The 12,371-nt window shown below is 66.3% G+C and carries 13 protein-coding genes; 7 read left to right on the top strand and 6 right to left on the bottom strand.

All coding sequences use genetic code 11. The features are described 5' to 3' along the window. Position 1 precedes the first annotated feature (1 nt). Positions 2-610 (bottom strand): HNH endonuclease, encoded by a 609-nt coding sequence (locus KUV82_RS13995; protein WP_219954845.1) that lies wholly within the window; start codon positions 608-610, stop codon positions 2-4. 119 nt (positions 611-729) lie between these two features. Between KUV82_RS13995 and gluQRS the strand changes: the two genes are divergently transcribed. The 5 genes from gluQRS to KUV82_RS13970 all read left to right on the top strand — a co-directional run bounded on the left by gluQRS (position 730) and on the right by KUV82_RS13970 (position 3,959). Beyond that, entirely contained in the window at positions 730-1,560 is an 831-nt protein-coding gene (gluQRS, locus tag KUV82_RS13990; RefSeq protein ID WP_219954844.1) for a tRNA glutamyl-Q(34) synthetase GluQRS, read from the top strand. A 12-nt stretch (positions 1,561-1,572) separates the two neighbouring features. Beyond that, a complete protein-coding gene (locus tag KUV82_RS13985; RefSeq protein ID WP_219954843.1) occupies positions 1,573-1,803 on the top strand; it encodes a hypothetical protein in 231 nt (76 codons plus the stop codon). Positions 1,804-1,816: 13 nt separating this feature from the next. Further along, positions 1,817-2,398, top strand: a complete 582-nt coding sequence (locus KUV82_RS13980; protein WP_219954842.1) for a cob(I)yrinic acid a,c-diamide adenosyltransferase — start codon at positions 1,817-1,819, stop codon at positions 2,396-2,398. 68 nt (positions 2,399-2,466) lie between these two features. Further along, the gene (locus KUV82_RS13975; RefSeq protein WP_219954841.1) at positions 2,467-3,339 is read left to right on the top strand and encodes a 3-hydroxyacyl-CoA dehydrogenase NAD-binding domain-containing protein; all 873 of its coding nucleotides are present in this window, start codon (positions 2,467-2,469) and stop codon (positions 3,337-3,339) included. A gap of 275 nt (positions 3,340-3,614) precedes the next feature. Then, the gene (locus KUV82_RS13970; RefSeq protein WP_219954840.1) at positions 3,615-3,959 is read left to right on the top strand and encodes a hypothetical protein; all 345 of its coding nucleotides are present in this window, start codon (positions 3,615-3,617) and stop codon (positions 3,957-3,959) included. Here the strand turns inward: KUV82_RS13970 and KUV82_RS13965 are convergent. Genes KUV82_RS13965 through mutS form a run of 3 tightly spaced genes read right to left on the bottom strand, consistent with a single transcriptional unit; the run spans position 3,956 to position 7,416 of the window. Beyond that, a complete protein-coding gene (locus KUV82_RS13965; RefSeq protein WP_219954839.1) occupies positions 3,956-4,357 on the bottom strand; it encodes a YidH family protein in 402 nt (133 codons plus the stop codon). The genes KUV82_RS13970 and KUV82_RS13965 overlap by 4 nt on opposite strands. A gap of 40 nt (positions 4,358-4,397) precedes the next feature. Continuing rightward, positions 4,398-4,766 carry a hypothetical protein gene (locus tag KUV82_RS13960; RefSeq protein ID WP_219954838.1) on the bottom strand — a complete coding sequence of 123 codons (369 nt, stop codon included), beginning with the start codon at positions 4,764-4,766 and terminating at the stop codon, positions 4,398-4,400. 25 nt (positions 4,767-4,791) lie between these two features. After that, positions 4,792-7,416, bottom strand: coding sequence for a DNA mismatch repair protein MutS (gene mutS / locus KUV82_RS13955; RefSeq protein ID WP_219954837.1), 2,625 nt, complete (start codon positions 7,414-7,416; stop codon positions 4,792-4,794). 113 nt (positions 7,417-7,529) lie between these two features. Between mutS and KUV82_RS13950 the strand changes: the two genes are divergently transcribed. Together KUV82_RS13950 and KUV82_RS13945 are read left to right on the top strand one after the other, a co-directional pair. Then, on the top strand, positions 7,530-9,788 hold the full coding sequence (locus KUV82_RS13950; RefSeq protein ID WP_219954836.1) for an NADP-dependent malic enzyme: 2,259 nt from the start codon (positions 7,530-7,532) through the stop codon (positions 9,786-9,788). Next, positions 9,781-10,929 (top strand): aminotransferase class V-fold PLP-dependent enzyme, encoded by a 1,149-nt coding sequence (locus KUV82_RS13945; protein ID WP_258319774.1) that lies wholly within the window; start codon positions 9,781-9,783, stop codon positions 10,927-10,929. Before KUV82_RS13950 ends, KUV82_RS13945 begins: the two co-directional genes overlap by 8 nt. Here the strand turns inward: KUV82_RS13945 and KUV82_RS13940 are convergent. Together KUV82_RS13940 and trmB are read right to left on the bottom strand one after the other, a co-directional pair. Continuing rightward, complete coding sequence (locus KUV82_RS13940) at positions 10,926-11,597, bottom strand: SDR family NAD(P)-dependent oxidoreductase (protein ID WP_219954835.1); 672 nt, start codon at positions 11,595-11,597, stop codon at positions 10,926-10,928. The genes KUV82_RS13945 and KUV82_RS13940 overlap by 4 nt on opposite strands. Before the next feature lie 57 nt (positions 11,598-11,654). Then, a complete protein-coding gene (trmB, locus tag KUV82_RS13935; RefSeq protein ID WP_219954834.1) occupies positions 11,655-12,356 on the bottom strand; it encodes a tRNA (guanine(46)-N(7))-methyltransferase TrmB in 702 nt (233 codons plus the stop codon). Positions 12,357-12,371 lie beyond the last annotated feature (15 nt).

Genomic DNA, 12,371 nt, shown 5'->3' with positions numbered 1-12,371 from the left:
CCTACGCTTCCAGCTCGATGTCCCAGTAGAGCCAGTCGCGCCACGTCTCGTGGAGGTAGTTCGGCGGGAACATCTTGCCATGCTGCTGCAGCTGCCAGTGCGTCGGGCGGATCGGCTCGTTGTAGAGCCGCATCCCGGCCTGTTTCGGCGTGCGGCCGCCTTTCTTCATGTTGCAGGGCGCGCAGGCGGTGGCGATGTTCTCCCACGTGGTCTTGCCGCCCAGGCGGCGCGGGACCACGTGGTCGAAGGTGAGGTTGTTCATGTCGCCGCAGAACTGACAGCTGAACCGGTCGCGCAGGAACAGGTTGAAGCGCGTGAAGGCGGGAAACTCGCTCGGTTTCACATATTGCTTCAGCGCGATCACGCTGGGGATCTTCATGTCGAGAGAGGGCGAGTGCACTTCGCGGTCGTAGGTCGCAATCACGTCGACCCGGTCGAGGAAGATCGCCTTGATCGCCGTCTGCCACGGCCACAGGCTTAGCGGATAATAGGAAAGCGGCGTGTAGTCCGCGTTGAGGACGAGGCTGGGACACGACTGCAAATTGCGCGTCGGGTCGTCCTCGCAGCTGCGGAACCGTGCGGCCCTTTCAAGCAGTTCGGCCTTGAACACGTCGTGCGTCCCTCCCGATCTCTTGGCTTGAAAAATGCACTTGCACGGGAAAGGGTCAAGACTGTTACAGACAGGCTATCCACAGCCTTTCCACCATCCTGCCGACAGGGCGCGCCCAATTGACCGTCACCCGCTTCGCTCCCAGCCCCAACGGCCCGCTGCATCTCGGCCACGCCTATTCGGCGATCGTCGCGCATGATCTGGCGCAGCAGGCGGGCGGGCGGTTCCTGCTGCGGATCGAGGATATCGATGGCCCGCGCTCGCGGCCCGAGCTGGCGGATGAATTCCGCCGCGATCTCGAATGGCTCGGTCTTGAATGGGAGGAGGTGCCCGCGCAATCGACCCGGCTGGACGCCTACGAGGACGCCGCGCGCGGCCTCTTGGAACGCGGCTACCTCTACCCCTGCACCTGCACCCGGGCCGAGATCGAGGCGCTGGAGCCACGGCTGGGCTCGCAAGGCGCGATCTATCCCGGCACCTGCAAGGGCCGCCTGCTCGATCCCGAAAAGCCCGCCGCGCTGCGCCTCGACGTATCGCGGGCGATGGCCGATTGCGGGGAGCTTGCCTGGGAGGATGAACTGGCAGGCAGCCAGCTCGCCGACCCGCGCGAGGCGGGCGATGTGGTGATCGTGCGCAAGGACGCGCCGGCGAGCTATCACCTCGCCGCCACGCTCGACGATGCGGCCGACGGGGTCACGCTGGTGACGCGCGGGGCGGACCTCTTCGCCGCGAGCCATATCCACCGCCTGCTGCAGGCGCTGCTGGGCCTGCCCGTGCCCCGCTGGCACCACCATGGATTGCTGACCGACGGGGGCGGGCAGAAGCTTGCCAAGCGGCGCGGATCGCCCTCGCTCGCCGACCGCCGCGAGGGCGGCGAAGATGGACTGTTGCTTGCCGAGCAACTGCGCTTGCGCCGTTTTCCGGCTGGTATTTCGCTTATCAACGCCTAAATCCGTGGGGCTATGACAACATTCCTCACCATCGTCCTCGGCATCATCATGGTTCTCGTGGTCGTGTCGCTTGTCCGCGGCATCGTGGCGTTCCTCAAGAGCACCAAGATCGATCTGGAAAGCGGCGAGCAGACCGACGCGACCGATATGCAGCTGGCGCAGAACAAGGCCATGTTCGCCCGCGTGAAGTACCAGGCGATCGCCATCGTGATCGTTGCCGTGCTGCTCGGCATCGCGAACTGAGCCGACCGCTTTCGTGGTCAAGCTCACCAAGATCTACACCCGCACCGGCGATGACGGGACCACCGGCCTCGTCGACGGGTCGCGCCTGCCCAAGCACGATGCGCGCATGGAAGCGATCGGCGCGGTGGACGAGGCGAACTCCGCGCTCGGTCTTGCCGCCGTGGCGCTGGCCGATGGCCCGCACGCCGAAGCCCTCTATCGCATCCAGAACGACCTGTTCGACCTTGGCGCCGACCTCGCAACGCCTGCAGGCGAAGACGAGGATTTCGCGCCTTCGGAGATGGTCCTGCGCGTCGTCGCCTCGCAGGTCGAATGGCTCGAAGGCGCTATCGACGAGGCGAACGCGCGGCTCGAGCCGCTGACCAGCTTCGTCCTTCCCGGTGGCAGCGAAGCCGCCGCGCGCCTCCATGTCGCCCGCGCCGCCGCCCGCCGTGCCGAACGCGCCATGACCGCCATGGCCAGCGCGGTCGCCACCAACCCGCAGGCGCTCGCCTATATCAACCGCCTTTCGGACTATCTCTTCGTCCTTGCGCGGGTCGCGAACGGTGATGGCAAGGGCGATGTGAAGTGGGTTCCGGGCGCCAATCGCGCATAGCGCGCTAGCCAGCACCTCCAGCCTTCGCTAGTGCACACGCTTTGCTGCACATGCGAAGGATGAATTCGATGAACAAGACGGTCGCTATCATCGGCGCGGGCCAGATGGGTTCGGGCATTGCCCAGACCGTGGCCGCGCACGGCATGGACGTGCTGCTGGCCGACGTCAGCCTCGAGGTCGCAGAGAAAGCGGTCGCCGGTATCGACAAGGGCCTCGGCAAACTGGTCGGCAAGGGCAAGATGGAAATTGCCGATGCCGAAGCGACGCTCAAGCGCATCACCCCGGTCGGCGATTACGCCCCGATGCAGGACGCAAGCCTGATCATCGAAGCGGCGACCGAGAAAGAAGAGATCAAGAAGGCGATCTTCGAGAAGGCCGGCCAAATGCTCGCCGCCGACGCGATCATGGCCTCGAACACCAGCTCGATCCCGATCACGCGCATGGCGAACTATTCGCCCGACCCGGCGCGTTTCATCGGCCTGCACTTCTTCAACCCGGTCCCGGTGATGAAGCTGATCGAGGTCATCCCCGGCCTCGCCACCGCGCAGGCGACCACCGACCGCACGACCGCCTTTGCCGAAAGCCTGGGCAAGGAAGTGGTCCTCAGTCAGGACGAACCCGGCTTCGTCGTCAACCGTATCCTCCTGCCGATGATCAACGAAGCGATCTTCGTCCTCGGCCAGTCGACCGCGGGGATCGAGGACATCGACAAGGGCTGCCGCCTCGGCCTCAATCACCCGATGGGCCCGCTGCAGCTCGCCGATTTCGTCGGCCTCGATACCTGCCTCGACATCATCATGGTGCTCTACAAGACCACCCGCGATGCGAAGTACCGGCCCGCACCGCTGCTGGTGAAGTATGTCGAAGCCGGATGGCTCGGCCGCAAGACCGGCCGCGGGTTCTACGATTACTCGGGCGAAATGCCGGTTCCGACGCGTTAGAGTTTTTTTGGGTGCGCCCTCGACATCCGTCGAGGGCTTGCTGTTCCGTCCCACGCCCCCTCCCGACCACCCATTGAGCATACTTCCGTGGGTGGTCGGGAGGGGGCGTGGGACGGAACAGCAAAGGGAAGCGCGGATGCGCTTCACGCACGCAACAAAAGCTCCGGGAGCGGGATGGAGCAGCCGCAAGCCTTCGACGGATGTCGAGGGCGCACCCCACAAAAAACGGAACCCTCGCACCCCGCTCCTCGTTGATCTCCCAAAGGAGACATTCGATGAGTACGACCGAAGCCGAAAGCCAGGAAATGCGCCAGGCGGGCCTCGCGCCCGAAACGCATAACGACGAGCAGGACGATCACCGCAACCAGGCCCAGGAAGTGGCCGAGCAGGCGCAGCAGGTGACGAGCGAGACGGCTTCGCCGACCGAAAGCACCAAGGGCCCCAATTCATCCGGCCTGATGAACGATTCCACCCAGGACACCATCGATCACATGCGTGACATGGAAAGTTCGGGCCGGATCGACATGGACGCGTACACCGGCGAACCCAACCACGACGACAACGTCGACAAATACGGCGAGGCGCGCAAGCCCGACGGGCTGCGCGGTGACGGCACCTAAGCGCCGGTCGTCAGGATCCAGAGGCCTACTGTCAGGACTACCGAGCCGGTAGCGATGGCGTAGGCCATGACCTTGAAGTTCGGGGTCGAGATCGCCTCGAATTCATGCGTGTCGAGCCGCTCGAGCGTCTTGCACGCGCGGCGTTCCGCCGTGATCGCCAGCCACCCGCCGCCAAGGATGAAAACCGTAGCGATGAGCTTCGGCAGCCAGGCCGGGTCCCATTCGCCGAACAGCGCTCGGAAACCCAGGCCGATACCGATGGCGGCAAAGGCGGTTCGCATCCACCCGGCGAAGGTCCGCTCCATCGCCATGATGTTGCGGTCCTCGGCAAGGTCCGTGCGGAACTCTGCCCACTGCGTGGACTTGTCGGCTTTCGGGGGAGGGTCGTCTTGCGCCATGCCCGATCAATGGGCGGGCCGCCGGGACGTTCCGTGAAGGTCAGCCGATGGGCGCGGCGGCAGCGATCGGGCGCGCGTCGTTGACGAGGTGGCTGTTGTCGACCGGAGTCGGAGCAACCGGGGTCGGCTCCATTGCGCCGCCGCCGCTGTCGGCTTCGGCGTACCAGCTGGAAAGGCCCGGGTCCTGGCGACGCGGTGCCGGGGCCGGCTTGCGAACCACCGATGCCGAGGGCTGCGCCACAACAGGCATGGGCGCGGCGGCCGTAGCGCTGGGCGCCGAGCCGTCTTCGGCAAGGTTCGCGATCACGCCGGGATCCTCTTCGCGGCCGACGAGCGCGGCGACGAACCAGAGGAACACCCCGATCATGAGGAGCTTCTTGCCCTGCTTGGTGAACAGACCATCTTCCATAGATGGCCACTTTACAGCAGGGGCGTTAAGCCTTGGTTTCGGCCGCCTTTACCTTGAATTCATATAGAATCTCGAGCGCTTCCCGGGGACTGAGCGCGTCCACGTCGAGCGCTTCGACCGCATCGCGCAGTTCGTCGGTCTCTTCGTCCGGCGCCTCTGCGGTTGCTGAAAACAGCGGCAAGTCACCGAGTCCCGCGGCAAGGCCGCCGGTCGCCTCGCGCCCCTTCTCCAGCTTTTCGAGGACCGCTTTCGCGCGCTTGATGACAGGCGCTGGAACGCCGGCCAGCTTAGCCACGGAGAGCCCGTAGCTCCGGTCGGCCGCGCCCTGCGCCAGCTCGTGCAGCAGCACGAGGTCGCCCTTCCATTCGCGCGCCCGGACATGGTGCAGGCTCAGCGCGCCGCAGGTGTCGGCAAGCCGCGAAAGCTCGTGATAGTGGGTGGCAAAGAGGCAGCGGCATTGGAGCTGTTCGTGCACCACTTCCACGACGGCCCAGGCCAGCGCCATTCCGTCATAGGTGGAGGTGCCGCGCCCGACCTCGTCGAGGATGACGAAACTGCGCTTGGTCGCCTGGCTGAGGATCGCGGCCGTCTCCACCATCTCGACCATGAAGGTCGACCTGCCGCGCGCGAGATTATCGGATGCGCCGACCCGGCTGAACAGGCGATCGGCAAGGCCGATCCGCGCGCGCGCCGCAGGGACGAAGCTGCCAGCCTGCGCAAGCAGGATGATGAGCGCGTTCTGCCGCAGGAAGGTCGACTTACCGCCCATGTTCGGGCCGCCGATCAGCCACAGGCGATCGCTTGCGCTGAGCGTGCAGTCGTTGGCGACAAAGCGTTCGCCTGATTTAGCCAGCGCCTGTTCGACTACCGGATGGCGGCCCCCTTCCAGTTCGAGGCAGGCCTGGTCGACCATTTCGGGCCGCGCCCAGTCGCCCTCGACCGCGCGCTCGGCGAGCCCCGCGCTCACATCGATCCGGGCGAGCGCTGCGGCGGTGGCGGCTATGGCCTCGCGGGCTGCGGATACTTCTCCGACTAGCGCATCGAAATGCCCGTCTTCGGCGGCAAGGGCGTGCGCGCCAGCCTCTGCGATGCGGGTCGCCTCTTCGTGCAGGCCGACCGAGTTGAACCGCACGGCGCCTGCCATGGTCTGGCGGTGGGCAAACCCGCTGTCGGCGGCCATCAGCTTGTCGCCGTGCTTGGCGGGCACTTCGATGAAATAGCCCAGCACCTTGTTGTGCTTGATCTTGAGCGAGGCGGTGTCCGTTTCCTCGCGATACTTGGCTTCCAGCGCGGCGATGGCCTTGCGCGCATTGCCGCTTGTCTCGCGCAGCGCGTCGAGCGCGTGGTCGTAGCCGGCCGCGATGAAGCCGCCTTGCGACCTCTCGGTCGGGGGCGAGGGAACGAGGGCGCGCGCGAGATGGTCGATCAGAGCACCATGACCGCCGAGCGCGTCGGCCATGCGGGCGAGCAGCTCGGGCGTGTCGGCGCTCGCCTCGAGCAGGGACCTAACACGCTGCGCTTCAGCAAGGCCGTCGCGGATCTGGCCAAGGTCGCGCGGACTTCCGCGACCAGCCACGAGCCGGCCCAGCGCGCGGCCAATGTCGGGCGCTTGGCGCAGGATGGCGCGCAGGTCTGCGCGCAGCAGCGGATCGGCCACGAAATGCTGCACGCTGGCAAGCCGCGCCTCGATGGCGCTGCGATCGGCCAGCGGAGCGGAAAGGTCTTCGGCGAGCTGGCGCGCGCCCGCGCCGGTCGAACAGCGGTCGACACAGGCGATGAGGCTGCCCGCGCGCCCGCCGCTCTGTGCTTCGAGTATCTCAAGGCTGGTGCGCGTGGCAGCATCCATGGCGAGATGCGCGCCGCTGCCGCGTGCAACCGGCGGCAGGAGGAAGGGCAGCGTGCCGCGCCCTGCGTGGTCGAGATAGGCGATGAGGCCCGCCGCCGCCGCCAGCATCGGGCGCGAGAAACTGCCCAGGCCGTCGAGCGTCGCAAGGCCGTGGAGCGTCTTCAGCCGCGCTTCGCCGTCTTCGCTGCGAAAATCGCTGCGCGGGCGCTCGATGACCTCGGCAGGCGCCGCGTCCCAGTCCTCGGGCGCAACCACCTCGCTTGGCCCCAGGCGTGCCAGCGCCGCGTCGAGCGCCACCGGCTCGCATTCCTCAAGCTCCATGCGCCCGGTCGAGATGTCGCAGGCGGCAAGGCCGATCCCGTCGCGCACGGGCGCGATCGCCACCAGCAAATTCGCGCGCCGCGGTTCGAGCAGCGCTTCCTCGGTCAGCGTACCGGCGGTGACGAAGCGCACGATATCGCGTGCGACCAGCGCTTTGGAAACTGGCGTGCCTTCGCGCCTGGCGCGCTCCTTCGCCTCGTCCGGTGTCTCGGTCTGCTCGGCAATGGCGACCCGACACCCGCCCTTGATGAGGCGCGCGAGATACCCTTCCGCCGAATGCACCGGCACCCCGCACATGGGCACGGGCTCGCCCGCGTGTTCGCCGCGCGTGGTGAGCGCGATGTCGAGCACCTGACTGGCGATCTTGGCGTCCTCGAAAAACAGCTCGAAGAAATCGCCCATGCGGTAGAACAGCAGCGCATCGCCCGCCTCGCTTTTGAGGCCGAGGTATTGCTGCATCATCGGGGTTGGCGCGGACGACATGGTGTCGGGCCTAGCGAGCGGCGCGCCGATTCGGGAGTCGCGCGCGCGCCCTTTCCCCTATGACTTCCGGCCTCAACCGTTTAGGGGCGGGCGCGAAAGACAAGGGAACGCCGATGGCCGACGAAAAATCCGCATTCACCACTCGCGAGGCGCTGTTCTACCACGAGACGATTCGTCCCGGTAAGATCGAGATCATCGCCTCCAAGCCGATGGCCAGCCAACGCGACCTGAGCCTGGCCTACTCGCCCGGCGTTGCGGCGCCGGTGGAAGCGATTGCGGAGAACCCGGCGGATGCGGCCCGCTACACCGCTCGCTCGAACCTTGTGGCCGTGATTTCGAACGGTACGGCCATTCTCGGCCTCGGCAACCTTGGCGCGCTGGCCTCGAAGCCGGTGATGGAAGGCAAGGCGGTGCTGTTCAAGCGCTTTGCCGACGTCGATTCGATCGACCTCGAGCTCGACACGGAGGATCCAGAGGCCTTCATCAACGCGGTTGCGCTGATGGAGCCGAGCTTCGGCGGCATCAACCTCGAAGACATCGCCGCACCCGAATGCTTCATCATCGAGCAGGCGCTGCGCGAGAAGATGAACATCCCGGTGATGCACGATGACCAGCACGGTACTGCAATCATTGCGGCAGCCGGCCTCATCAACGCCTGTCATTTGACCGGCCGCGACCTCAAGGATTGCCGGATGGTGGTGAACGGCGCGGGCGCATCGGCGCTCGCCTGCACCGCGCTGATCAAGGCGATCGGCATCCCGCACGAAAACGTGATCGTGTGCGACCGCTCGGGTCCGATCACGCCCGGCCGCGACAATGTGGACCAGTGGAAGAGCGCCCACGCGGTCGATACCAAGGCCGCCAACCTGGAAGAGGCGCTGGAAGGCGCGGACATCTTCCTAGGTCTTTCGGCCGCCGGCGCGCTCAAGCCCGAATGGGTCGCCAAGATGGCCGACAAGCCGATCATCTTCGCCATGGCCAACCCGGTCCCGGAAATCATGCCGGAAGACGCCAAGGCCGTGCGCCCTGACGCGATTATCGCCACCGGGCGCAGCGACTATCCCAACCAAGTCAACAACGTGCTTGGCTTCCCCTTCATCTTCCGCGGGGCGCTGGATGTGCAGGCGACCGCGATCAACGAAGAGATGAAGATCGCCGCCGCGCGCGCCATTGCCGAACTTGCCCGCGAACGCGTGCCCGAGGAAGTGGCGGCCGCTTACGGCGTGACGCACCAGTTCGGCGAGGAATACATCATCCCCGCGCCCTTTGATCCGCGACTGATGGAAGTGGTGTCCAGCGCGGTCGCCAAGGCCGCGATGGAGACCGGCGTCGCACAGGCCCCGATCGCCGATTTCGACGAATACATCCACGCGCTCAAATCGCGCCTCAATCCCACCACCGCCGCTCTCACGAACATCTACGAGCAGGCCAAGGCCAATCCCAAGCGCATGGTCTTTGCCGAAGCGGAAGAGGATGTGGCCCTGCGCGCCGCGATCCAGTTCCGCGATTTCGGCTACGGCACGCCGATCCTTGTCGGACGTACCGAGAAGGTGCGCGAGAAGCTGGTCGAGCTGGCGGTGGACGATCCCGACGACTGGATCATCGAGAACTCGAACGTGTCGGACAAGGTGCCGGCCATGGTCGAGTTCCTCTACGAACGCCTCCAGCGCCGCGGCTATACCGAGCGTGACATCGGTCGCATGGTCAACCAGGAGCGCAACGTCTTTGCCGCGCTGCTGGTCGCGCTTGGCCATGGCGACGGCATGATTTCGGGCCTTACCCGCACCTTTGCGCAGACCGCGCGCGAAGTGGGCCGGGTGCTCGATCCCAAGCCCGGTGCGGTACCGTTCGGCATCCACATGATGATCGGCAAGAACAACACCGTGTTCCTCGCCGATACCACGATCAATGAACGGCCGAGTGCCGAAGAGCTCGCGCATATCGCGAAGGAAACCGCCGCCGTCGCGCGCCGCATGGGGCACGAACCGCGCGTTGCCTTCCTGTCCTATTCGACCTTCGGCAACCCGTCGGGCCAGTGGCTCGACAACATCCGCGAGGCGGTCGCCATCCTCGACGCCGAGGATCCGGGTTTCGAGTACGAAGGCGAGATGGCACCCGACGTAGCGCTCAACCCCACGGTGGCGAAGCTCTATCCCTTCAGCCGTCTCTCGGGCCCGGCGAACGTGCTCGTCATGCCCGGCCTGCAATCGGCGAACCTCTCGGCAAAGCTGCTGCGCGAACTGGCCGGCGAAACCATGGTCGGCCCGATGATGATCGGGATGGAAAAGCCGGTCCAGATCGCCCCGATGACGGCGATTGCGCCCGACGTGCTGACGCTGGCCGTGCTGGCGAGCGCCGGAGTGGTTGGCTGACGCCGTGATCGCCTCGCAGGCCCATCGCTTCGCCATTCCGGAGCCGGTGCATTACCTCAACTGCGCCTATATGGCGCCGTTGGCGGACACCGTGAGCGCTGCGATGGTGGAGGGCGCACGGCTCAAGGAGCATCCGTGGAACTTTCGCCCGGCGGACTTCTTCACGGTTTCCGAGGACTTCCGCAGCGCCGCCTCCGAGGTGGCCGGGGTTTCGGCAGAATGCGTCGCGATCGTTCCTTCGGTTAGCTACGCGCTAGCGACCGCAGCAGCGAACCTGCCGCTGGAACGCGGGCAGCGGATCGTCACTCTGGCCGACCAGTTCCCGTCCAACGTCTACGCCTGGCGCGAGCTTGCCGCGCGCAAAGGCGGCGAGGTGGTGGCGGTCAAGCGCCCCAGCCAGGACGACTGGACCGGGGCGGTGCTGGAGGCGATCGACGAACGCACAGCTATCGCCGCGCTGCCCCACAATCACTGGGCCGACGGGCGCGTCGTCGACCTTGTCGCGGTTGGCGAGCGATGCCGCGCGGTGGGGGCGGCGCTGGTACTCGACCTCACCCAGTCGCTCGGCGCAGCACCGCTGGATTTCGCCGCGGTGCAGCCCGATTTCGCCGTGGCTGCCTGCTACAAGTGGATGATGGGGCCCTATGGGATCGGCATGCTCTACGTCGATCCCAGGCACCATGGCGGTACGCCGCTGGAGCACAACTGGATCAACCGCGCGGGTTCGGAGGATTTCGCCCGGCTGGTCGACTATCGCGAGGATTTCCAGCCGGGCGCGCGGCGGTTCGACATGGGCGAGAAGTCCAACCCTCCGCTGCTCATGGGCGCGCGCGCGGCCTGCGCTTTCCTGCTGGAATTCGGCGTCGATGCGATTTCGGAGACCCTGGCGGCCCGCACGCAGGCGATTGCCGATGCGGCGGCCGGCCTGGGCCTGACAAGCGCCCCGATCGGCACCCGCGCGCCGCATTTCCTGGCGCTGGAGTTCCCCGAAGGCGTGCCGGAAGGCCTGACCGAGCGGCTGGCCGAGGCCCAGGTGCATGTGTCGCTGCGGGGCAGCTCACTGCGTGTGACCCCGCATCTCTACAACACCGATGCCGATACCGAGGCGCTGATCGCGACCCTCGGATCTTGCCTCGCCTAAAGCGGCAGGTCCTCGCCGGCATAGTCGGTGTAGCGAAAGCCCTTGCCGCTGGCGCCTTCGACCACATCGGCAAGGCCGGTCACGCTTTCATCGACCGTGAGCGTTGCGTTGGGACCGCCCATGTCGGTCTGGACCCAGCCCGGATGCAGCGCGAGCGTTCCGATCCCGCGCGGGCCCGCGTTCTGCTCGGCAATGCCCTTGGCCAGCATGTTGAGCGCCGCCTTGCTTGCACGGTACAGTTCGAACCCGCCGGTGTTGTTGGCGATCGAGCCCAGCTGCGAGGTCATGAAGGCGAGCGTGCCGCCATCCCGGACCGAAGGCAGGAGGCGCTTGGCCGCGCGGGCCGGGCCGAAGGCGTTGGTCATCATCACCTCGGCCACTTCGTCGTTCGTAGCCTGTTCGCTCGACTGGTGCTTGGCGCCGGAAATACCGGCGTTGATGAAGAGGCAGTCGAGCGAGCCAAGGCCCAGGTCCAGGCTGTCATAGCTTTCCGGAACGGTCACATCGGCAGTCACGATACGCAGGCCTTCGCCTGCCAGGGCATGGAGCTCCTCGCTCGGGCTCCGCTCGCTGGCGATGACCGACCAGCCGCGGGACAGGAACTCGCGCGCAAGGCCTAGCCCGATGCCGCGCGATGCGCCGACGATGAAGATGGATTTGCCGCTCATGCCGTTCTGCTCCCACTGCGTGTTGGGCTAGCGCATGAGGACGGCGAGGGTTCCCGCCTATTTCCGGCGGAAGCGGAAGTACCAGACCTCGTGACCATAGACGGTGCGCGCCTTGTGCTCGTAGCGCGTTTCGGGCCAGCCCGAAGGGCGGTTCTGCCAGCTTGCAGGCCCGTCCACGACCCATTCGAACTGATCGGTAAAGCGGCGCATGACCATCAGCGCGTGGCGCAGGTAGACCGGGTGGTCGGTGCCGAAGCGGAATTCGCCGCCCGGTTTGATCTTGTCGGCAAACATCTGCACCGGGCCATCGTTCATCATGCGGCGCTTGGCGTGCTTGTTCTTCGGCCAGGGATCGGGGTGCAGCAGGTAGAGCATGGTCAGCCCGCCATCGGGCACGCGGCGCAGCACTTCGAGCGCGTCGCCATGGTGGATGCGGACATTGGCAAGCGTGCGGTCGCGCACATGGGTCAGCGCCTGGGCAACGCCGTTGACGAAGGGCTCGGCCCCGATGAAGCCGTGATCGGGCAAGAGGTCCGCGCGCTCGGCCATATGCTCGCCGCCGCCGAAGCCGATCTCGAAATGCAGCGGGCGCTCAAAGCCGAACAGGGCCTCGGACGTGACCGGACATTCGGCGGGCACGGCGATCTGCGGCAGCAACTTGTCGACCAGCTCCTGCTGGGCCGCGCGCAGGGGTTTGCCCTGGCTGCGACCGTAAAGCCGGTTGAGAGTGGTCGGATCGCCTTCCTTAAATGCGCTCATGGCGCGGCGGACTAG

The organism is Qipengyuania flava, assembly GCF_019448255.1.
GTDB classification, from domain to species: domain Bacteria; phylum Pseudomonadota; class Alphaproteobacteria; order Sphingomonadales; family Sphingomonadaceae; genus Qipengyuania; species Qipengyuania flava_A.
This window is presented reverse-complemented; position numbering and strand designations above follow the sequence as displayed.

Excerpts from the sequence above, each read along its gene's own strand:
- KUV82_RS13985 (WP_219954843.1), top strand. The coding sequence starts at position 1,573 with ATGACAACATTCCTCACCATCGTCCTCGGCATCATCATGGTTCTCGTG.
- KUV82_RS13975 (WP_219954841.1), top strand. The coding sequence starts at position 2,467 with ATGAACAAGACGGTCGCTATCATCGGCGCGGGCCAGATGGGTTCGGGC.
- KUV82_RS13970 (WP_219954840.1), top strand. The coding sequence starts at position 3,615 with ATGAGTACGACCGAAGCCGAAAGCCAGGAAATGCGCCAGGCGGGCCTC.
- KUV82_RS13965 (WP_219954839.1), bottom strand. The coding sequence starts at position 4,357 with ATGGCGCAAGACGACCCTCCCCCGAAAGCCGACAAGTCCACGCAGTGG.
- KUV82_RS13960 (WP_219954838.1), bottom strand. The coding sequence starts at position 4,766 with ATGGAAGATGGTCTGTTCACCAAGCAGGGCAAGAAGCTCCTCATGATC.
- mutS (WP_219954837.1), bottom strand. The coding sequence starts at position 7,416 with ATGTCGTCCGCGCCAACCCCGATGATGCAGCAATACCTCGGCCTCAAA.
- KUV82_RS13950 (WP_219954836.1), top strand. The coding sequence starts at position 7,530 with ATGGCCGACGAAAAATCCGCATTCACCACTCGCGAGGCGCTGTTCTAC.
- KUV82_RS13940 (WP_219954835.1), bottom strand. The coding sequence starts at position 11,597 with ATGAGCGGCAAATCCATCTTCATCGTCGGCGCATCGCGCGGCATCGGG.
- trmB (WP_219954834.1), bottom strand. The coding sequence starts at position 12,356 with ATGAGCGCATTTAAGGAAGGCGATCCGACCACTCTCAACCGGCTTTAC.